Below are 18,830 nucleotides of genomic sequence, written 5' to 3'. Positions count from 1 at the left end.
TAGATGTGTAACATCCTGCGTGCAGTGAGATGTGTGAGCGAGTAAGCGCCGAGTCCACCGACGTACCGGAGACGTCCCTGCGATGGGCGAAGTTCTTTTCAGAGGACGGTTCCGCTCTTGCCTGCATCAGGGTGTCGTGGTCGCGTCCTGACCCCGACTCACGGAGGCTGCCATGCTGCCGACCGTCCTGTTCACCACACTCCTCGCTCTCTCCACGGCGATGACCGGCGTCCCGCTCTGGCTCGCTGAGGCCCGCGTCTGGGCTCGCCCTGGACAGTGCCGCCACCGACGTGTTGTCCGAGCGCCGCACGCAGCCCGAACCGGGGTGCTCCGGTGACCAATACGCCGACCAGCCCCTTGGGCAGCTTGTATCGATGGACGAACTGCATGCCAAACCCGACCGCCGCCGTTCGCGCCGCACTCATCCCGATGACCGTTGGCAGAAGGGCCGCGCGATGATGACCATGGCGCGTATCGCGGGACGGCGGGAAGACCTACGGGCCGACACGCGTGGTCAGGTCCACCGATCTCCTCGAGCCGCTGGAGACATCGGTGTGGCCGCCGTGCCAGTGCCCCCGATGTGTACCGGCGCACGGGGCCGGCCGCGCCGCACTGCCGGGTACAACGCGAAACCGCTGGTCCCCTGGCCAAGGTCGGGGGGACTGTACCGCCGCCCAGTGCGGCGCGGATGTCGGGTCGCTGTTCGTAGACGCGGTGGCCGTTGGCGGTCTTCTTCACGCTGGTGGACGCGGACTCCAAGGGCTGGTGAGGGGCGATGCCGTGCGCGAGACGGTATTGGTCGGCTGTGAGGCCGTGTGCGCGGATGAGGTGGGTGGGCAGCATGCGGTACCGCTTGCCGCATTCGTGGCACAGGACCCGGGTGCCGTCGTCGTCGAGGAGGCAGCCCAGCGCACCGGCACCGTCGAAACGCCCCGGAGCTGCTCAGTCAGAGGTTGTGCTCCAGGTGGTCGGCTGGCCGCGAGGCGGACATCCTCGACCATGATCGATGAACATGCGGACACGGCCTGCGAACGGCAGCTCGACGACCTCCTCTTCCTCATCGGCCACCGCTTCGGCCGTGCCGATCTGCGGCGGTGGCGGGTGCGTGGCGTGACCGTCTGACGAACTCATGGGGCCACCTTGTCGGCGCGCGCTGCACAAACCCCTGTAAACTGCTGGTTCTGCTTATGGGAGCGGGTAAGCGGTGGCCGGCGGCTGCTGTTCCGAGCGGAGGCGGACACATGCAGGTACTGCTCGACGCCGCGCGGTTCGCACCGACGGATCGCGCTGCGGCCATGTCGGACTATCTGATGGCCACATCGGGCACACCCCATCGAGTCCGTGTGCTCGCCGACCAGCCCACATCCGCCCAAGCCCGCGTGTCCGGGGTGGAACTGGACCGCGATGTCTTCTTCGCAGAGTCAATCGGCGGCGGCTTCGGGATCGAGCGCACCAAAGCAGATCTGCGAGGGGCCGGTCCAGAGCGGATCTACCTCCTGCTGTTCGACGGCGACAGGCCCGGCCACTACGAACACGACGGCGTCAGCCGCCCGTTGCGTCGCGGCGATCTCTGCGTCACGGATTTGAATGCCGCCTTCGCCTATCACGCCTCTGCCGCCTACAGAACAGTTTGCGTCCAGGTCGATCGTTCCCGCCTGGAGATGAACCTGGAGACCATCCGCAGGGCCGACCACCGGCTGGCGCGCAGCCCTCTGTACGGAGTGGTCCGCGACCACCTGGCCTCCCTGTCCGCCAATGCTCCGCTGCTGACCGATCCCGGGGACCGTGAGTCCGCCACGGAGGCGACCGTCGCTCTGCTGAAGGGGTTGGTGGCCAGCGCTGCTCGGGATGACGATGCCGCGTCCCGTAACGCCGTTCATGACCATCTCTTGGACCGGATCAGATACTTTCTCCGCATGCACGCCGGTGACCAGGGCCTCGGCCCTGACGATATCGCTGCTGCCCACGCCATCTCGGTGCGCAAGCTGTTCCAGCTCTGGCAGTCCCAGCCGCTCTCCCTCAGTGAATCAATTATGCAATTGCGCCTGGAAGCCGCTCAGCAACGCCTGATTACGCGACCGGACCTCACCATCGCCGCCGTCGCCCGTGCCAGCGGTTTCGTTGACGCTTCGCACTTCTCTCGCCGCTTTCGTCTCGCTTTGGGCTGCACCCCGACCGCCTGGCGCGCGGAACATCACGATCACTCTCCGGGTATGAACGCGGACGCCCCCAGGCGAGCGGAGTAGCCGCCACCGCGACCGGACGCCCCCTCTGCCGGCCATGCGGGTCCGGCCCAGATACCGCAGGTGACGCCATCAGGCACGCGGACGCGGACCTGCGCCCCCGCACAGTTGGGGGCTCGGAAGCCGAGTTGTACTGCCGGAATCCGTGAGGCAAGTCAAGACCTACTTCTTCGCGCATTCTTCGCTACGTTGAGGGTGCAATGATTTCGGGCGCCTCCATCATTCTGGTCAGCAGTTGGCGCACCGTCGAAGGAGGTTGGAAGTGAACTCCATCCGTATCACCGAAGGCCGGATCCCGGTGCCCGGAGGGAATGTTTGGTACCGCAGAATGGGACGTGGCGGTGTGCCGCTGCTTCTGGTGCACGGTGGTCCTGGATATCCCAGCGATGTGCTCTTTGAGGCGTTAGAGCCGCTCGCCCGGGAGCGCGAGATCGTCTGGTACGACCGGTTCGGGGTGGGGCGTTCTGACCCGATCGACGACCCCCCTATTGCTGACCGTGGACCGCTTCTTCGACGAACTCGGAGCGGTGACCGAAGGGTTCGGCCTGGACAGGGCGCATGTCTACGGCCACTCCTGGGGAGCCATGCTCGGCCTCCAGTTCCCCGCGCGGCGAGGGCCGGAGTGGACCAGTCTGGTCTGTGCCAGCGGATCGAGGCCCGTGATGCCCGTCATTCCCCACACCCTCACGGGGCGTGAGCCCCTGGCCTGAGCGAATGTTCGATTCCGAGGGCAGCGCGTTGCTTCTCGGCTACGGGCACGTCGCTTGTGCGTGGCCTTGGCGGCAGGCAGCGGCGCGGTGGGGGAAGCCCCTCTTCCACGCAGCGTACGCGCGCACCGACACGGCGAGGACGCGGGAGTTGCTCCCGCCGACCGGACGGCCTCGACCCCGCCCGCGTGGCCGCGGACGCGGGCGAACGGGGGGCTGATGGGCGCGCTTGGCGACAGCGCGGACGGCGCGACGTACTGGCAGGAGCCCGAGGCCGAGGACTCCTTGTGCCATGCCGCGGTGCGGGGTGAGGGAAGTCGTCCGCAGTCATGCGCCCTGGGACGAGGGGCCTGCATTGTCAGCACACCTGAACTGCCGCGCTCTTTGCCACGCTGAGCACGAAGCGATCATTCCGCTGGTGACCCCACCCTCTTCTGTGACAGGAGCCGAGCGATGCACAGTGACCAGCCTCTACGCCCCATGAACCGGCGCGGATTCATAGGAGCCGCAGCGGGCATCAGCGCAGGGTTCGGGGCGGCCGCGCTGCTCGATGGCGGTCGGGCGCTCACCAGCGGCACCCATGGCACACCCGCCGCCACCTCCGAGCAGGCGATGCAGGCGTCCACGATCACGCTCGGCAATGTCACCATCAGCCGCGTAGCGGAGTACACGGGCCCGGTGGGAATGACGTCGCGTGAGTTCTTCCCGGACAGCCCGGAGAAACTGTGGCGGCAGAATCGCTCCTGGCTCAGTCCGGACTTCTGGAACCCCGACACGGACGCCGTCCGCATCGCGCTGCAGACGTGGGTGCTGCGCAGCGAAGGCAGGGCGATCCTGATCGACACAGGTGCCGGAAACGACAAGTTCCGCCCGTACGCGAAGACGTGGCAGTACCGGGACACCGGCTTCCTGCGTCGCCTGTCCCGAGCCGGGGTGCGCCCGCAGGACGTCGACATCGTCGTGAACACCCATCTGCACAACGATCACGTCGGCTGGAACACCCGCAGCCATACCATCGACGGCAACCTGACGCTGGACCTCGCCCCCGGTCACCCCCCCGGCTCCTCCGTGGTCCGGCTGCAGTCGGGAGGCGACAGAGCGGTGTTCGCCGGCGATCTGCTGCACACGCCGTTGCAGCTCGAACACCCCGAGTTCGACAGTTGCTTCGAGGAAGACGAGAAACAGGCGCGCACAACGCGGCGGCGCAGGCTGGAGTGGGCCGCCAACCATGAGTATCTGACGCCCCGCCAACGGCGGCCCTGCGCGAGGCCGGGATTCAGGATGTCCCCGGGGGAACGGTAACGGGCCGCAGCCGCCCCGGATCTGCGACGTGCGGCCCGGCCGAGGTTGGTGCAGCCAACTCATCCGTACACCGGGGCTCCTGGTTCCCCGCGCGTCTTAGCACCCCATTTACCTACCCGAAGGGAAAGCATGACCACGTCAGTTGTCATTGGCGGCAGCGGCGGTCTCGGACGTGAAGTCGCCCGCCGATTCGCCGACCGCGGCGATTCCGTCGTCGTCACCAGCCGTGACCGAGCGAGGGCACAGGCGACCGCGGAGAGGATCGGCGGCGCGACCCGCGGCCTGGCCGTCGACCTTGCCCAGCCCGAGACGATCCTCCCGGCCCTCGCCAGCGTCACCGAGGTCGACCAACTCGTCCTCACGGCCATGGATCCCGCACCGAACTCCTTGGCCGAGTTCGATGTCGAAGACGCTGTCCGCTCCGTGACCATCAAACTCGTCGGGTACGCCGAAGCGGTTCGTGCGTTGCGGGACCGCTTCCATCCGGCCGCCTCCGTCGTGCTCTTCGGCGGCATGGCGAAGGAACGCCCCTACCCCGGCTCCACCATGGTGACCACCTTCAATGCCGGGCTGTCAGGTCTGGTCAAAACCCTCGCCGTCGAGCTGGCACCACACAGGATCAACGCCCTGCACCCCGGCGTGGTCGGAGACAGCCCCAGGTGGCAGGAGGTCACGGATCATCCGCATGAACGGCGCACCCCCACCGGGCGGCTGGTGACGAGGGCCGAGATAGCCGACGCCACCGACTTCCTCCTGCGCAACACGGGCATGAACGCGCATGATCTCCATGTCGACGGCGGGCTCCTCGTCGCATGAGGGAGTGCCTGATGTGAGACCCACACGGTGGACCGTACCGTCAGCGTTCGGTACGCGGCAGGGGCCCGTCGGCACGCACGTGCCGGCGGGTCCCTGCGCGCTGCGGGAGGGGGGTTACTCGGCGAGGAAGGTGAGGAGCGCGGTGTTGACTTCGTCGGAGTGTGTCCACAGGAGCCCGTGCGGGGCGCCCTCGATCTCGGTGTAGTCGGCGTGGGGTACGGCCTGGTGGAAGGGGCGGCCGGTGGCGTCGATGGGCAGAATGCGGTCGCCTGTGCCGTGCAGGATGAGCGCCGGCACGTCGATCTTGGACACGTCGCCGCGGAAGTCGGTCGTCCAGGTGGGGACGCAGGCGCTGGAGGCGTGGGGGGAGGCCCCGGCCGCCGTGTTCCAGCTGGCGCGGACGGCCTCGTCGCTGATGCGGGTGCCGAGGTTTTCGTCGAGGTTGTAGAAGTCCCGGTAGAAGTCGGTGAAGTAGGCGTAGCGATCTTTGGAGACGGCTTCCAGGATGCCTTCGAAGACGCTCCCGTCGACTCCGGTGGGGTTGTCGTCGGTCTTGAGGAGGAAGGGCTCCAGAGAGGCCAGGAAAGCGGCCTTGGCCACGCGGCCGGAGCCGTACGTCGCGAGGTAGCGGGCGACTTCGCCGGTGCCCATGGAGAAACCGACCAGCACGGTGTCGGTCAGTTCCAAGGTCTCCATAAGGGTGTTGAGGTCGGCGGCGAAGGTGTCGTAGTCGTAACCGGCGGTGGGGCGGCCGGACCTGCCGAAGCCGCGGCGGTCGTAGGTGATGACGCGGTACCCGGCCTCCAGAAGGGCCTTGGTCTGCCTCTCCCAGGAATCGCCGTTGAGCGGGTAGCCGTGGATCAGCAGAACCGGCTGTCCCGACCCGTGGTCCTCGTAGTAGATGTCGATGCCGGTGCTGTTCTCGCGGCCGACGGTGATGTACGACATGACGGTCTCCTTGATGAAAGCGATGCGGTGGTGGGAAGGGCGGGATCGGTACGGCGGCAGCCCGCCGTCGCCGCCCGTGGTGCGGACCGCCGCTTGGCGCCATTCGCCCGGATGGGCGACCCGCGGGACTCCTCCGCCGTGGTCTGGGAGGTTCCATCCCGTCTGACCCTCGGCCCCGCGGGGCAGACGGTCCTTCCGCCACCCGCGGGTTGATCACTCGCCGACAGCTTGGCAAATTCCGCAGCAACCTGGATGTGCTCACTGCGCACATCCCTGGCCCGACAGCGCAGAACAACGGTGGGGCACTCGCTTACGCCGCCGGTGGCGAGGGCGAACCGTGTCGAGCATGCTTCCGGGAGCGTGCTCGACGGCCCACGGTGGGTCAGGCCCGCGTGGCCGACCCCAGGCGGGACATACGCCGACGCCGTCAGGGGAAGCATCGAGGCGTGCGCGGCGCCATAGCCGAAGAGCGCGCGGGCAAGGTTCCGTTCTGCGGTCGGGATGACGGCGGGGTCGCCGTGCATGGCGCTCCACATGGTGTTCCACCACACCAGGCTCCAGTCGGCGGTGAACACACCGATCGGGACGTCGTCGAGGCGCGCGGCGAGCCGTTGAATGCCCGCCGAGCTGGTCTACGAGCTGCGCTGGTCGGAGGTGGCGGCCCACATCGGCGCCCAGCTCCCCAGGTGGCCCTCCCAGCTGCGCCGCGAGGCGCATGTGACGGCGTGGCTCCCGGCACATCAGCCGGAAGCCGTGCAGGTAGTGACCTGGCCGGACTGGGAGCCGCTGTACGACATGGCTTACCGCGAGGCCAAGAACACCCCGGTGCGGGTGGCGTGCATGTCCATCGGCCATGAGATGCGATCCCGCGCGGTGGAGCACGCCGACTGGGAGATCACCCACATGAACGAGCTTGAGGAGCCGGGGGATCCCAGCGACTACCTCAAGCGCCAGGAGGCAGAGCGGGCCTGCACGAATCCCGGCCTTCCCCGAGACCAGCGACCCCGGTGAGGCGGAGGCGGGAGCTGACCTGCGGGCTTGGCGTCCCAACGAGCTACAGGAGCCGGCGAGCGGGCGCCGCGATCATGTTTTCACGCCGGCAAGGCGTTCCCGACAGGGGCCAGAAGGACTGGTGAGTACCGGGTGATCTTGGTCGTGACCCCGTCTGCCAGGGGCTTCACTCATCTGTCGAACCAACTGATCAGAGCACGCAGCGAGTTGGCAAAGGCTCAGTGAGCCCGGCCTGCCCCAGGGTCAGCACCAGACCAGCACGGGAGAGGTGCTGACGGGTGACGAGGGGTGTTTCCGGGTCAGCACCGAACCAGCACGAAACGAGAAGGGGGCCCGACCCCGAAGAGCCGACCCCCCTATGACCTGCACGTTTACCAGATCAGTGAAGCTGGCCCCGGAGGCCAGCGGCCCTCTTGCAGGACCGCGAAAAACATAACGGGGCGGGACCCGATGTGGGGTGCGGTCGGCCGGGGTCAGGGCGAGCGGGTGTCGCGGTAGTGGCTCCACAGGGACCAGGCCCACAGGAGGGCTGCGGCGGGCAGCACCCAGGTGGAGAGGGAGCCTGGATCGGGATCGTCGATGACCACCGAGAGGGCGATGGCCACGACGGGCAGGAACAGTAGGCCGGACCTCAGCTTCCGGCGGGCCGCACGGCGGGACGCGCCAGGCCCGTCGGCCAGCCGCAGCGCGTACACCTGCGGGGGTCCGAACTGTTCGTGGGCTTCTCCGCCGGAGGCGGCCAGATGAGCGCGGGCCTCCTCGACATGGGCCTGAGCCTGCCTCGAGGACAAGCCGTACGCGCCCCGCAGTACCCCATCGAGCCGGCGCAGCCACGCCTCGTCGTCGTGGTGTGCCGCCTCCGGGCCGTTGAACCAGCGACTTACCCGTTCCTCCGGCAGCAGCCAACCGATCACGGCGGGCAGCGCGAAGAGGGCCACCACGACGGGCGCCGGCGCGGAGAACAGCGGCCCGTCAGGGAGGGAGGCGATGGCCAGGGCGGCAACCGGCACCATCACGACGGCTCCGACGATCGCCGTCCACGCCCCGCGCGGGCGACCCGCGGTTCGCAGCGTCAGCGCGACGACGGTCAGTAACACCACCGTGCCGATCAGGGGGGTGCCGGCGAGCGCCGGCCAGCCGATCGTGAACTCCAGGCCGCTGCTGAACCAGCCGTGCAGAGACAGCAACACGCCGACCGCGCCGAGGACGAGCAGTCCCCCGCGGAAACCCTCGCCGGGCGTGATGCCGTGCATGTCGCGGCGGCTCCGGTACGCGTCGTCGATCCGTTCGGCGGCCACCTGGGCGGCGAAGTCGTCGGCATCACCGAAGAGTTCGTGCGCGCTGCGGCCGGATTCGGTGACGGCCTCGTACACCTCGTCGACCACCTGGTCGTCCAGCCCGTCCGGGGGGTCGTGCCGCAGGAGCAGACGGAGCCGGAACCTGGCCGCCCACCGCTCGTCCTCCTCCCGGGGCCACGTTCGGGTCGCCACCTCGCTCCCCGACTGTTCGGGGTCGTCCTGCCCGAGCCTCTGCTGCTGTGTTGTCACCTTCGGTCCTGTCCTCGTCATCCGTCGGTCCCCAGGGTCTGCCGGCCGGTGCAGTCCACGGTGCGGACGGTGTCCGGTCGGCCGGTGCGCTGGTGCGCCGGCGCGGGGTCATGTGCTCACGCCGGGCTGTTGTGCGTCGGTCGGCTGCATGTCGGCGGGCCCGCTCCCGTGTGGCCCAGCCCCAAGCGGCCGTGCGCCGACGGCGTCCGGGATTGCGGTGGGTGCCGGGTGCGCGGCAGGGGCCCCGGGTGGGGCTGTGGCACCGGGTGGGGAGGATGCCGGAACCGGGCCGGTCAGCAGGCGGGAGACGGACGCGCCGAAGTTCTCCCACGCCGACCACTCCGCGTCGAGCCGCTCCCGGCCGACCTGCGTGATGCGGTAGCACTTGCGTCCCGGCCCGCCCTCGCCCGCGCGCCAGTGGACCTCCACCGCGCCGTCCTCAGCGAGCCGGTTCAGCGCCGGGTACAGCGTCGCCGGCTTGACGGACTCCAACCCAGCCGCGGTCAGTTGCTGAAGGAGCGCGTAGCCGTAACTCTCCTCGTACCGCAGTGCGCCGAGCAGGCAGAGCGGGAGCACTGCCCGCACCCACGCCCCCTTGGTGTCCGCCGCCACTGTCCGACCGTCCCCTTCCTTGCCGTATATGCCCTCGTCCGCCCGCCCGAGCGGGATGCCCCCCGGGGCCGACGGGGATACGCCCACCGGTCCGTCCGGCCACCTGCCGGCCCGGACTCCGGCATCCGCCGTTCCGGATGCCGGGCGCCTGCAGTGATCAGCAGCCAGGGGGACATGGGCAGGAGGCCCGGAGCCCTCCCAGGCCCGCTGCCCGACTGTTCGCGCTCTCCCACTATTCTGAATATCAGACTAGTGGAGATGTCAAGTACGCAGGGCCCACCACGCCCCCGTCCTCCTTCGCCTGACGCACGATCACGTCGACGCTCCGCGGAGCCGCGAACATCGCCTGGTCCTGCGGAGTCGTCGGCTTAGGTCGTTTCTGATGGCTCTTGGACGATGTCTCGGAGCCAGATGACGATCGCTGCAACGGCCAGGATTCCGTACGCTCGACCAGGCGCTGCGCGAGCTCACCCGGCCGGGCAGCAAACCGTGCGCCGCCTGCGATGCCCGTCATCTCCCGACGCCCTGATGCCGACAGAGGCGGCATCGCCCGCCGGTCGTCCACGCATGCTCACGCTGCTCACCGACGCCCTCGCCCGACGCCCCTGAACGCGGCTGGCCCGGTCCCCACGGGCGCCGAGCTCGCTTCGCCATTGAGATGTTTCCACTGCTCCACGCCGACAAGCGACGCGGCCACGCCTTGATTCCCGCCACTCATGACATGCGCCTGCGCAAGGTCGTGGAGATCTTCGGAAAGTACGTCAAGCAGGAACTGGGCTTCGACTCGGTGCCTTTCGCCGCGCAGCACAGCCGTCTATACGCTGGCGATCCCACACTCGAGGTCGTCCTCTTCGACGCACAGAGAGTCCAGGCGACGTTCCCGATCGCCGCTGGCGCTGCCGGGCTGAGCGGCCAGGACGGAGAGCGTTGGCTGGACTGGTTCTGGATCCACCCCTTCGAGCGAGGAAGAGGCCTCGCCGATCAGGCGTGGGCAGACCTGGAGGAGATCTATGGCAAGGAGTTCAAGATCCAGCCACCGCTCTCGACCGCCATGGAGAGATTCCTTACCCACCACGACGTCGCTCCCGAGCGCTGGCGCTTGTGACGTCCCCGGCATCTGGACCAGCCCACTGATCCCCGCCTTGACAGAGGCGAGCGATACGTTGTGGTCCGTGCACGACAGCCGCCCCTGATTCAAGAAGACGCAAAGGGCCTCTGACGCTGCAGGTCGCGAAGGGTGCTCTCCGCGTGGGCGGCCGGCAGGGGCCCGGACGATACTGGATCAGGGGATGATGAGCGGCATGACACATGCTCAGGCTCCCTTCGGCCGGTGGGATCCCTCTCCTTTGACGGAAGTCGTCGCGAGTTTCTCCGGTCTGGAAGCTGGTTGGTGGGTAGCCGGAGGGCTGGCGATCGAGCTCGCGGTGGGCCATCCGATCCGAAGCCATGACGACATCGACGTCCTCCTGCTTCGCCAGGACCAACTCGTGGCCCAGCAGGCTCTGGCGGGCTGGCAGTGGTGGTGCGCTGATCCGCCGGGGAGCCTGCGTCCGTGGATGCCGGATGAGGTCCTGTCTCTGGGCGTTCACGACATCTGGTGCCGACCTGGTCCAGATCATCCTTGGCGCATCCAGGTCATGCTCGATGAGTCCTGCGGTCACGAATGGGTGTCACGGCGTGACTCCCAAGTGCGTAGGCCGATCAGCACGCTAGGGATGACTTCGGCCGCCGGCATTCCCTTTCTGGCCCCGGACGTGCAGCTCTACTACAAGGCCAAGGCGCCACGGCCTAAGGACGAAGAAGACTTCGACGCGGTATTGCCGTTGCTAACGGAACAGCAACGTCGATGGCTCGCTGACGCGATCACACAGACGTACGGGCCTCACCCTTGGAACAAGCGCTTGGAGGCGTGAATCCGAGGCTGGTACGGCCGGTGCTTGTCGGAGAAGCTTGCAGATCACCGTGTGTGGTAGCTGGCTGCTTCGCACAGATGGAGGCGAACCGGCGACGGTGCTCGTGACGACGGTGTCCATTGCGCGCTCTCCGCGTGAGCGGAGGTGGACCACTGACCGGCGACGCCGTCCTGTCCGCGCTCCGGTGTCCGCGGCTGTACACCATCGGCTGACTTGGCCGTCCCGCCGCCTGGTGCGGGTCCGTCTTCAAACGGATCTTGCCCAGAGCAGCAATGACGCGAGACTGACCGCCGCTTCGTAGGAGGTGGCGGCCGGGGCCCAGCCGGTGGCGCTGCTGGTCGGTCTTCTCCGGGATGGTGTGCGTGATGCCGCGGCGGCGCAGGTAGGCGCGGAAGCCGCGGGAGCTGTATGCCTTGTCGGCGATGACGCGATCTGGGCGGCAGCGCGGCCTGCCCCGGGCCGGTGCAGGGCACGCGGATGCGTTCCAGGAGCGGGTGTGCGCAGACGCTGTCGTGGCGTTGGCCCGGCGTGATGAGGATCGCGAGAGGGCGGCCCTTGCCGTCACAGGCGAGGTGGATTTTGCTGGTCAGTCCGCCTCGGGATCGGCCGAGGGCGTGATCGTCCGGTTCGTCCGTCCGCAGCTGCCCCTTTTTCGTCCGGTGGAGGCGGCGTGCTGGTGGGCGCGGACGACGGTGGAGTCGAACGGCTCGCGGTATCAGCGGAGCGAGTAACTCCCACTCGTGATCGGTGAGTTCATGACGACGTATCACACCCACCATGATCCATCACGAAGTGATCTTCGAAGACGGACCCTAGCCCTTCGAACGCCTATCCATTGGTGATCAATCCATGGGTTTCGCTCCCGCAGCGGGGCGTGTTCCCGTAGATCGTCTTGGCGCGGGACTGTCGGCCGTCCACCGCGACGTGTGCAAGAAGGGCTACAACAAGGAGCGCAACACCTTAACCCGGTGTCACCGCCACCTCAGGCATCGCCTGTCACAGCGCTTCGTCGGTCCATTGATCCAGCAGGATGCGGCCCAGGTCCCCGCTCGGCTCCGCACCCCCGTCGTGGAGGGCCTGTTCGGTCCAGATGACCTTGCCACGCGAGGTGTAGCGGGTGCCCCAGCGCTCGGCGAGCTGGGCGATGAGGAACAACCCGCGGCCGCCCTCGTCGGTGGCGGCGGCGCGCCGCAGGTGCGGCGAGGTGCTGCTGCCATCGGAGACTTCGCAGATCAGGGACCGGTCGTACAGTAGGCGCACGGTGATGGGCTGGGTGCCGTAGCGGATGGCGTTGGTGATCAGCTCGCTGAGGATCAACCCGGTGGTGTAGGCGATCTCCTCCAGTCCCCACGCCTGCAGCTGCCGTCCGCACGCGGCACGCACCGGCGCCACCGCCGCGGGGTCCGAGGGCACATCCCAGTGGGCGATCCGGGCCGGGTCCAGCAGGCGGGTGCGGGCCACCAGCAGGGCGACGTCGTCCCTGGGGCAGGCAGGGAACACGACATCGAAGACGGCCTGGCAGGTCTCGTGCGGACCCCTCCCCGGATGATTGGCCAGGGCATCGCGCAGGAGGCCGAGGCCGACGTCGATGTCACGGCCGCGATCTTCGATCAGCCCGTCGGTGAACAGGACCAGCTGGCTCCCCTCAGTCAGCTGAAGCTCGACGGTCTCGAAGGGCTCCCCACCCAGGCCCAGCGGGAGGGAGGCGGGCACCTCGGGGAAATCCACGGTGCCGTCGGGGAGAACGAGAGCGGGCCCGGGATGACCAGCCCTGGCCACGGTGCAGCGGCCGGCAACGGAGTCGTAGATGGCATACAGGCAGGTGGCGCCGGTAATGCTCGGCTCCTCGCTCTCGGCTGCTTCGTCGGCATCGATCCGGGTGACCAGGTCGTCGAGGTGGCCCAGCAGCTCGTCGGGCGGCAGATCGAGGGTGGAGAAGTTGTGCACGGCAGTACGCAGTCGACCCATCGTCGCCGCCGCGTGCAGGCCGTGCCCCACCACATCGCCCACGACCAGCGCCACCCGGGCGCCGGGCAGCGGGAGGACGTCGAACCAGTCCCCGCCCACCCCGGCTCGGGCCGGCAGGTAGCGGTGGTCAACCTCCACGGCGGGCTGCTCGGGGAGAGCGCGGGGCAGCAGCCTACGCTGCAGGGTGACGGCCGTGGTGTGTTCGCGGGTGAAGCGGCGGGCGTTGTCTATGGACACCGCCGCCCGCGCGGTGAGCTCCTCGGCGAAAGACACATCCTCCTCCCCAAACGGCTCCGGCGTGTCCGCCCGCCAGAAGTTGACCATGCCCAGCACCACGTCCCGCGCCTGCAGCGGCACCGTGATCAACGAGTGGATGCCGAACTCCAGGATGCTCCGGGCCCGCTCCGGATCCTGGAGCTGCCATCCAGGCGCAGACTTCAGATCGGCCTCCAGCACCGCGCGTCCGTTGTGGACCGCCGATGCTTGCGGAGTGGAGGGGGCGAACCGGATGAGCTCCTCCACCAGGTGGAGCGGCGGTTCACCCCTGATACTGCGGACGGCCGCGCGATGGAGCTCCGTACTTGCCCCGGCCGGCTCCTCCCCGCGCAACACCGGCTCCAGCAGGTCGACCGTGGCCACGTCGGCGAACCGCGAGATGGCCACCTCCGCCAGTTCCTCCGCCGTGCGCACCACATCCAGCGTGGTCCCGATCCGCACCCCGGCCTCGTACAGCAGCGTCAGCCGCTCTCGCGCCACCGCCGCCCGGCCCGCCAGAGCCTGCAGCTCAGTGGTGTCCCGCAGGGTCGCCACGCTGCCCGGCGGCCCTCCCTTGGGGTCGGTTGGCCGGGTGTTGATGGCCAGCAGCCGGTCCCCAGCCAGGCGCACCTCGTCGGTCGCCGCCCGCCCGGAACCCAGCAACTCAGTCATGCCCGGTTCCATACCGAGGTCGGCGACGCGGCGCCCCTCCGCGTCCGGCGGCAGGCCCAGCAGCCGCCGGGCCTCGTCATTAGCCAGCAGCAGCCGCTTGTCACCCCCGATGATCAATACTCCCTCCCGGACCGCGTGCAGCACCGCGTCGTGGTGCTCGTACATCCGCGTCATCTCGACCGGACCCAGGCCGTGGGTCTGGCGCAGCAGCCGTCGGCCCACCAGCGCCGAGCCACCCGCGGCCAGGACCAGCGCGCCGGCTCCGGAACCGAGGAGGACTGGCAGCTGGCGCTGCACCGCATCGTTGACGCGCTGGACCCTGACCCCTACCGACATGACGCCGACGACCGAACCGTCAGCCGCCCTGACCGGGGTGAGTGTCCGCACGTAGTCAACACCTTGAAATCTGGCCATACGCGTGAGTGATTTGCCTGCCGCCGCCCGCTGGTAATCACCGAAAGAACGCGATCCGATCAGAGCCGGGTCATCACTCGCGTAGCGGATGCCGTCTGGAGACATCACCACGACGAAATCGACACCGGACTGCTTCTGGGCCTTCACCACATGTGGCTGCAGCGCCGCGGTCGGGTGGGCACTGGTCAACGCGGCCGCAGTACCCGGAGCGGCCGCGAACCCCTGGGCGGCAGCGATTGACCGGCGCGTGGCGTCGTTCCTGCTGTCATGTCCGGCCTGCAACACCAGCGCCACCACCGCTGCGGCGATCAGCAGTACCGCGGCCGCAGCCAGGAGGAAGAACACCTGGCCTGCAACGCTGTGCACGCTCAGTATCGAGCGCAAGCGCGGTTCCGGAGATATCGGCGGGGACCCGTGCTCGTCCCTGTTTCGGCGGTATTGCTCGCGTCCGAGAACCCGACGCCCACCTCGACCACGTGGACGTTGGCCTGTCATCGCGCGAAGCCCTGGAATAGAGAATTGACTAAAGCGTCCGGACATAACCCCATTGTTACCAATATTGGAATCGCCATGAATCAGGTGCAGATCTTCCCAAAGAGTCACCTGACAACCACGGTGAGTTATCCGCTGATCGAGGCTACTGACGGCGCTGGCGGGCCCGGAGAGAGCGCCGAGGGTGCCGAGGTGAAGTCGGCTCGCCCCGCCCCACGGATGCCCACACACGGGCTCGTCACCTCCGGGCGCCTCAAGAACGATGGCGTCGGCCCGTCCCTCCCTGACGTGGTCGGAAGACGCGAAACGCGGCTCCCGGTGGAGCGGCGCAGGCGGTGTTCCGGCGCCCGGACCCGCCTGACCATGGTGGTCGGCGCGGCGGTGCACCGGCTGGCCCGACCGACGCGGTCGCGTGCGCGGTCAACCAGCGAGGCGCACGGCACGCCCGGCAGAGCGGATGAATGCCTGCGCCCGGCGCGTGAGCCGCACGCCCTTCATCGAGGCCAGGACGAGGGGCAGCGGCTCAAACGGTTCCTCGAGTTCGAGGGTGACCACCTCCCCGCCGTCGTAGGTCATGGAGTGGACCGGTCGCTGGTTCAGCACCGACCACGCCATCCCGCCCGCGACCATCGCCCGGACCGTCTCGAACCCGGTGCTCCGGTGCCGCACCCTCGGCCGGATGACCACGGACTGAACCAACCGCTCCAGGCAGCGTCCGCTATGTGGGAGGCCGAGCAGGACATCGGCTCGTCCGCAGTCCACGTTCGCCACCGTATGCCGTCGATCAGCTGCCGGCGCGTCCACACCGGCGGACGACCCGGCTTGACGCCCAGCGGCAACAACGGCTCCAGCCGGGGCCCACTGGCTGGCCGTTCGTCTCCCGCTACCGCCCATGAGAACAACGGCCGCGCAAGCGGCACCTGGTGGCCGGCACCGCAGCCTGCCGTTGCTGGTCACGCTCACCCCGCCTCCCTCAGCGACCGCGACACGCCCCCGAGGAATGCCTCTGCCGGACGACTTCCACGTCGACTTCGACCGCCGGCAGGCCACCTGTCCCCAGGGCCAGGTCAGCTGGAGATGGCACGGCCCCTACCCGACCTACTCGCCCACCGCGGCGCCGCTGATCGTAGCCCGGTTCGCCAAGGGCGAGTGCCAGCCGCGTCCGCGGTGGGCAGCAGACGCCCGACTGGCAGGCCCGGTACGCGGTCCGCTCTGGAGTCGAGCAGCGTCAACGAGTTCGCCCATGGACACGGTATGCGCCGCTGGCGCTACCGGGGCAGCCGAAGGCCCACCTGTGGCATGTCTTCACGGCCATCGCCTTCCCGACAGAGTCAAGCTAGTGCCGCGTCAGTCAAGGTTTGCCCGGTGGCGAGGGCGTCCTGGTGCGGTCAGCTGCAAGGCGCCGGATCGGCCTCGTAGTGGGCCTACTCGGCTGATTCGGCAACGCCGCAGATGGCCGTGCCAGGGCGGCGAGCGGGGCGAACCTTGGCTGACGCGGCACTAGCGGCGGGCATGGTCCCGGTGCGCTTGAACGACAGGGCTATGCACGCAACCGTGTGCCGCGTTCAGCACCCCTACCTACGATCAGCTGAACTTTCCGGGCCGCGCGGCTCGGTCGGTGACTGCGGGGCTAACGGCCGCGATTTGCAGCGAGCTGCCAATGCCCTCAGCGACCGGATATTTCGTGTTTCCCGTGGCGCCCTAGCCGTTCACTGTCGCGTACGGGCGGGTCACTACAAGAGAGGACCAGCTGTGACTGTTGCTGCCGCACCGCCGTCCCTGGACAACGCCGCTTCGATGGACCGCCAAGACCCTCTGGCTCCGTTTCAGGACCGCTTCGTGCCCATCAAGGATCCCAACGTCGTCGCCTACCTCGACGGAAATTCCCTCGGACGTCCGCTGCACCGTACGCTGGAAGTCGTCCAGGAACTGGTGACCTCACAGTGGTCTTCCCGGATGATCCGGGGATGGCAAGAGGGCTGGCTGCATCTTCCCGAACGCATCGGCGATCTCCTGGGTGGCGCTGCGCTCGGAGCGGAACCAGGTCAGGTGATCCTGGCTGACTCCACCTCTGTCTGCCTTTACAAGGCGTTGCACGCGGCGCTCTCTCTGCGACCGGGCAGGTGCGAGATTGTCACTGACACGGACAACTTCCCCACCGACCGCTACATCGTCGAGTCCATAGCCCGCGACAAGGGCCTCATGGTCCGCTGGATCGAGTCCGATCCTGCCGCCGGTGTCACCGCTCAGCAGGTCATCGACGCCCTCAGCGACCGCACCGCCGTCGTGACCCTCTCCCACGTCGCCTACCGCTCCGCCTATATAGCCGACATGCGGGCCATCAACGAGGCCGTCCACGCCGCTGGCGCCATGGTGGTGTGGGACCTGTGCCACACCGTCGGCTCTGTGCCGGTGCATCTGGACGCCACGGACAGCGACTTCGCCGTCGGCTGCACATACAAGTTCCTCAACGCCGGGCCTGGTGCCCCTGCTTTCATTTATGTCCGTTCCGAGCATCAGCCCACGCTTGCCCAGCCCATCCCCGGCTGGATGAGTGCTGCCGATCTCTACGCCATGGCGCCGGAGTACCGGGCTGCCCCCGGCATCCGCGCCATGCTGTCAGGCACCCCCGCCATAACGGGGCTCGCAGGTGTGATGGCCGGCGTGGAACTACTGTCGGAAGCAGGCATCGAACAGGTCCGCGCGAAGTCCACCGACCTGACCCGGCTGGCCATCGCCCTAAGTGATGCCTGGCTGACGCCCTTGGGCTTCACTCTGGCCTCACCTCGCGACGATGCACTGCGCGGCGGTCATGTCACTGTGTCGCACCCGCGGGCCGAAGAGCTTGCCCGCATCCTGATCGACAGCGGAGTGATCATCGATTTCCGTGCTCCTGACGGCATACGGATCGGCCTGTCACCCCTGTCCACCAGCTTCACCGGCCTGTGGACCGCTCTGGACCGCACTCGCATTCTCGCATCGGAGGCACTGGCATGACCGCTCAAACCGAGACCACGCGGGGAGAGAACCGCGCGTCCCAGGGTGGACTGCAGCAGGGGCTTGGGCGACGGCAGATGGCGCTGCTGGGGTTGGGGTCTGCTCTGGGAACGGGACTGTTCCTCGGGGCCGGCGGGGCCATCTCGCTGGCAGGCCCTGGCGTGCTGATCAGCTATGCGATCGGTGCCCTGATCGCGGTGACGGTTGCCTTCGCGCTGGGGGAAATGGTCAGTGCCCTCCCAGTGCAGGGGTCGTTTGGAACAATCACGGCACGCTATCTGGGGTCGGCAGCAGGCTTCGTGGTGCGGTGGATCTACTGGCTTGCGTTGATCGTGGGCATCGGTGGCGAGGTGGTGGCGGCAGGAATCTATCTGCGTTTTTGGTGGCCGCAGATCCCGTTGTGGGTGGTAGCGACGATGTTCATCGTCGCTGTCACTGGCGTGAACGCGATCGGGGTACGCAATTTCGGCACGACCGAGTCAGTGCTGAGCATGATCAAGGCATGCGCCGTGGTGGCCTTCATCATCATCGGTGTTGTGCTGATCGTGTTCGGGCTCCCGCATCATCGCGCCACAGGGGTGAGTAACTGGACGGCGCACGGCGGGTTTCTGCCTGAGGGCACCACGGCGATCTGGCTGGCGATGTCCATCGTGGTGTTCAGCTTCGCCGGCATCGAACTCGTCGCCATCTCGGCTCCGGAAGCAAAAGAGCCAGGGCCCTCGCTGCGCGCCGCACTGCGCTCGTTGATCGTGCGCCTGACGCTGTTCTACCTGGGCGCCATTGCCATCATGCTCGCTGTGACCCCCTGGCGTGCCCTTGCCGGCGACCACTCCACCGAGCACAGTCCGTTCGTTGTGATGTTCGATGCTGCGGGCATCCCTGCTGCTGCCTCGGTCACCAACTTCATCATCCTGACCACGGCCCTGTCCGCCG

General features: G+C 68.1%; 17 protein-coding genes and 1 pseudogene. 10 read left to right on the top strand and 8 right to left on the bottom strand.

Annotated elements, in window-relative coordinates:
- Positions 1-126: 126 nt before the first annotated feature.
- On the bottom strand, positions 127-873 hold the full coding sequence (locus tag JK364_RS58355) for a MucR family transcriptional regulator (RefSeq protein ID WP_372462095.1): 747 nt from the start codon (positions 871-873) through the stop codon (positions 127-129).
- Positions 874-999: 126 nt separating this feature from the next.
- On the opposite strand from JK364_RS58355, the gene JK364_RS57390 reads away from it, so the two are divergent.
- The 5 genes from JK364_RS57390 (at position 1,000) to JK364_RS51600 (ending at position 5,068) form a co-directional block, all read left to right on the top strand.
- Positions 1,000-1,122, top strand: a complete 123-nt coding sequence (locus JK364_RS57390) for a hypothetical protein (RefSeq protein WP_269146453.1) — start codon at positions 1,000-1,002, stop codon at positions 1,120-1,122.
- Between the two features lie 119 nt (positions 1,123-1,241).
- On the top strand, positions 1,242-2,246 hold the full coding sequence (locus tag JK364_RS51615; protein WP_201858411.1) for a helix-turn-helix transcriptional regulator: 1,005 nt from the start codon (positions 1,242-1,244) through the stop codon (positions 2,244-2,246).
- A 485-nt stretch (positions 2,247-2,731) separates the two neighbouring features.
- Entirely contained in the window at positions 2,732-2,953 is a 222-nt protein-coding gene (locus JK364_RS51610; RefSeq protein ID WP_201858410.1) for an alpha/beta hydrolase, read from the top strand.
- Between the two features lie 609 nt (positions 2,954-3,562).
- Entirely contained in the window at positions 3,563-4,252 is a 690-nt protein-coding gene (locus JK364_RS51605) for an MBL fold metallo-hydrolase (protein ID WP_230993853.1), read from the top strand.
- 129 nt (positions 4,253-4,381) lie between these two features.
- A complete protein-coding gene (locus JK364_RS51600; protein ID WP_201858408.1) occupies positions 4,382-5,068 on the top strand; it encodes an SDR family NAD(P)-dependent oxidoreductase in 687 nt (228 codons plus the stop codon).
- Positions 5,069-5,182: 114 nt separating this feature from the next.
- Here JK364_RS51600 and JK364_RS51595 read toward each other — a convergent pair whose 3' ends face one another.
- Positions 5,183-6,016 (bottom strand): alpha/beta fold hydrolase, encoded by an 834-nt coding sequence (locus tag JK364_RS51595; RefSeq protein WP_201858407.1) that lies wholly within the window; start codon positions 6,014-6,016, stop codon positions 5,183-5,185.
- The gene (locus JK364_RS56525) at positions 5,929-6,591 is read right to left on the bottom strand and encodes a hypothetical protein (RefSeq protein ID WP_307841687.1); all 663 of its coding nucleotides are present in this window, start codon (positions 6,589-6,591) and stop codon (positions 5,929-5,931) included. The genes JK364_RS51595 and JK364_RS56525 overlap by 88 nt, the downstream gene beginning before the upstream one ends.
- 40 nt (positions 6,592-6,631) lie before the next feature.
- Between JK364_RS56525 and JK364_RS51585 the strand changes: the two genes are divergently transcribed.
- Positions 6,632-7,027, top strand: coding sequence for a hypothetical protein (locus tag JK364_RS51585; protein WP_201858406.1), 396 nt, complete (start codon positions 6,632-6,634; stop codon positions 7,025-7,027).
- 473 nt (positions 7,028-7,500) lie between these two features.
- Here JK364_RS51585 and JK364_RS51580 read toward each other — a convergent pair whose 3' ends face one another.
- Positions 7,501-8,574 carry a hypothetical protein gene (locus JK364_RS51580; RefSeq protein WP_201858405.1) on the bottom strand — a complete coding sequence of 358 codons (1,074 nt, stop codon included), beginning with the start codon at positions 8,572-8,574 and terminating at the stop codon, positions 7,501-7,503.
- 108 nt (positions 8,575-8,682) lie between these two features.
- Positions 8,683-9,159: a PadR family transcriptional regulator gene (locus JK364_RS56520; RefSeq protein ID WP_307841686.1), complete on the bottom strand. Its 477-nt coding sequence runs from the start codon at positions 9,157-9,159 to the stop codon at positions 8,683-8,685.
- A 748-nt stretch (positions 9,160-9,907) separates the two neighbouring features.
- Between JK364_RS56520 and JK364_RS51570 the strand changes: the two genes are divergently transcribed.
- Both JK364_RS51570 and JK364_RS51565 read left to right on the top strand, forming a co-directional pair.
- Positions 9,908-10,291, top strand: a complete 384-nt coding sequence (locus tag JK364_RS51570; RefSeq protein WP_201858404.1) for a hypothetical protein — start codon at positions 9,908-9,910, stop codon at positions 10,289-10,291.
- Positions 10,292-10,487: 196 nt separating this feature from the next.
- Positions 10,488-11,099, top strand: coding sequence for a nucleotidyltransferase domain-containing protein (locus tag JK364_RS51565; RefSeq protein ID WP_201858403.1), 612 nt, complete (start codon positions 10,488-10,490; stop codon positions 11,097-11,099).
- A gap of 310 nt (positions 11,100-11,409) precedes the next feature.
- Here JK364_RS51565 and JK364_RS56515 read toward each other — a convergent pair.
- The 3 genes and pseudogenes from JK364_RS56515 to JK364_RS51550 form a co-directional block, all read right to left on the bottom strand.
- Positions 11,410-11,710 (bottom strand): annotated as a pseudogene (locus tag JK364_RS56515) (transposase); the annotation flags it as partial.
- A 385-nt stretch (positions 11,711-12,095) separates the two neighbouring features.
- Positions 12,096-14,903 (bottom strand): SpoIIE family protein phosphatase, encoded by a 2,808-nt coding sequence (locus JK364_RS51555; RefSeq protein ID WP_201858426.1) that lies wholly within the window; start codon positions 14,901-14,903, stop codon positions 12,096-12,098.
- 417 nt (positions 14,904-15,320) lie between these two features.
- Positions 15,321-15,662, bottom strand: a complete 342-nt coding sequence (locus JK364_RS51550) for a LysR substrate-binding domain-containing protein (RefSeq protein WP_201858401.1) — start codon at positions 15,660-15,662, stop codon at positions 15,321-15,323.
- 990 nt (positions 15,663-16,652) lie between these two features.
- Here JK364_RS51550 and kynU point away from each other — a divergent pair.
- Together kynU and JK364_RS51540 are read left to right on the top strand one after the other, a co-directional pair.
- A complete protein-coding gene (gene kynU, locus JK364_RS51545; RefSeq protein WP_307841684.1) occupies positions 16,653-17,897 on the top strand; it encodes a kynureninase in 1,245 nt (414 codons plus the stop codon).
- On the top strand, positions 17,894-18,830 hold a 937-nt coding region (locus JK364_RS51540), incomplete at its 3' end, for an amino acid permease (protein ID WP_230993848.1). The genes kynU and JK364_RS51540, both read left to right, overlap by 4 nt.

Origin of the sequence: Streptomyces endocoffeicus, from assembly GCF_016741935.1 — a bacterium.
GTDB lineage: Bacteria > Actinomycetota > Actinomycetes > Streptomycetales > Streptomycetaceae > Streptomyces > Streptomyces endocoffeicus.
This window is presented reverse-complemented; position numbering and strand designations above follow the sequence as displayed.

Coding starts and splice junctions, on each gene's coding strand:
- JK364_RS51605 (WP_230993853.1), top strand. CDS start 3,563: ATGCAGGCGTCCACGATCACGCTCGGCAATGTCACCATCAGCCGCGTA.
- JK364_RS51615 (WP_201858411.1), top strand. CDS start 1,242: ATGCAGGTACTGCTCGACGCCGCGCGGTTCGCACCGACGGATCGCGCT.
- JK364_RS51595 (WP_201858407.1), bottom strand. CDS start 6,016: ATGTCGTACATCACCGTCGGCCGCGAGAACAGCACCGGCATCGACATC.
- JK364_RS51585 (WP_201858406.1), top strand. CDS start 6,632: ATGCCCGCCGAGCTGGTCTACGAGCTGCGCTGGTCGGAGGTGGCGGCC.
- JK364_RS51570 (WP_201858404.1), top strand. CDS start 9,908: ATGCGCCTGCGCAAGGTCGTGGAGATCTTCGGAAAGTACGTCAAGCAG.
- JK364_RS57390 (WP_269146453.1), top strand. CDS start 1,000: ATGATCGATGAACATGCGGACACGGCCTGCGAACGGCAGCTCGACGAC.
- JK364_RS51565 (WP_201858403.1), top strand. CDS start 10,488: ATGACACATGCTCAGGCTCCCTTCGGCCGGTGGGATCCCTCTCCTTTG.
- JK364_RS51600 (WP_201858408.1), top strand. CDS start 4,382: ATGACCACGTCAGTTGTCATTGGCGGCAGCGGCGGTCTCGGACGTGAA.
- JK364_RS51555 (WP_201858426.1), bottom strand. CDS start 14,903: ATGACAGGCCAACGTCCACGTGGTCGAGGTGGGCGTCGGGTTCTCGGA.